The sequence below is a fragment of the Streptomyces bohaiensis genome (assembly GCF_012033785.1).
Taxonomy (GTDB): domain Bacteria; phylum Actinomycetota; class Actinomycetes; order Streptomycetales; family Streptomycetaceae; genus Streptomyces; species Streptomyces bohaiensis.
This window is the reverse complement of record NZ_JAAVJC010000525.1, coordinates 1-1,360: the sequence shown is the minus strand read 5'-3', so window position 1 is coordinate 1,360 and position 1,360 is coordinate 1. Positions and strand designations below refer to the sequence as shown.

At 74.6% G+C, this 1,360-nt stretch carries 1 protein-coding gene; it reads right to left on the bottom strand.

The window, feature by feature from the left end; all coding sequences use genetic code 11:
- Window positions 1-102 precede the first annotated feature (102 nt).
- Window positions 103-1,221, bottom strand: coding sequence for a phosphoserine transaminase (gene serC, locus HCN52_RS24465; protein WP_168090594.1), 1,119 nt, complete (start codon window positions 1,219-1,221; stop codon window positions 103-105).
- Window positions 1,222-1,360: the final 139 nt, after the last annotated feature.

Genomic DNA, 1,360 nt, shown 5'->3' with positions numbered 1-1,360 from the left:
GGTGCTACCCACGCGACGGGGCGGCGGGTACCGGGCCGGCCGCCGGTATCCGCCGCCCCGTCGCCGACGCGGCCGTGCCCGGCGGTGCCGGGCACGGGAGGGTCAGAGCCTGTCGATGACGTGGTCCACGCAGGCGGTCAGCGCCTCGACGTCGGCGGGGTCCACCGCCGGGTACATCGCGACCCGCAGCTGGTTGCGGCCCAGCTTGCGGTAGGGCTCGGTGTCGACGATGCCGTTGGCGCGCAGGACCTTGGCGACCGCCGCGGCGTCCACCCCGTCGACGAAGTCGATGGTCCCCACGACCTGCGAGCGCAGCGCGGGGTCGGTGACGAACGGCGAGGCGTGGGCGGACTTCTCGGCCCAGCCGTAGAGGCGGGAGGCGGAGTCCGCGGTGCGGTCCACCGCCCAGCCCAGCCCGCCCTGGCCGTTGATCCAGTCCAGCTGCTCGGCGAGGAGGAACAGCGTCGCCAGCGCGGGGGTGTTGTAGGTCTGGTTCTTCAGCGAGTTGTCGATCGCCGTCGGCAGCGAGAAGAACTCCGGGACGTGGCGTCCGGAGCCGTGCACCCGGGCGGCGCGCTCCAGGGCGGCCGGCGAGAACGCGCCGAGCCACAGCCCGCCGTCGGAGGCGAAGGACTTCTGCGGCGCGAAGTAGTAGACGTCGGTCTCGGTGATGTCCACCGGGAGACCGCCCGCGCCGGAGGTGGCGTCGACCAGCACCAGGGCGTCGTCGTCGGCGCCCGCGACGCGCTGCAGCGGGGCGGCGACGCCGGTCGAGGTCTCGTTGTGGGTGAAGGCGTACACGTCCACGCCCGTCTCGGCGCGCGCCTGGGGCAGACCGCCCGGCTCGGCGGAGATGACGGTGGGCTCCTCCAGCCACGGCGCCAGCTTGGCGGCCTTGGCGAACTTCGAGGAGAACTCGCCGAAGGTGAGGTGCTGCGAGCGGTGCTCGATCAGCCCGTGGGTGGCGATGTCCCAGAACGCGGTGGAGCCGCCGTTGCCGAGGATCACCTCGTACCCGTCGGGGAGCGAGAGCAGGGTGCGGACGCCGTCCCGGACGCGGCCGACGAGGTCGCGGACGGGGGCCTGCCGGTGGGAGGTTCCGAGCAGTGAACTGCCCGTGGCGGCGAGGGCGCTGAGCGCCTCGGTCCGCACCTTGGAGGGGCCCGACCCGAAGCGTCCGTCGGCGGGCTTGATGTCAGCGGGAATCTGGATCTCGGCCACGGGGTGAGCGTAGTCCCTCGCGGGAGGCGTCGTCGGCGGGCGTCCGGCCGGTGAGACGCGGCGTCCGGCGGGCGGACGGCTGCGGGCGCCGGGCCGGCGCCCGCTCCCGCGGGGACGGGCGCGCCGCCGTGCTGGGAGC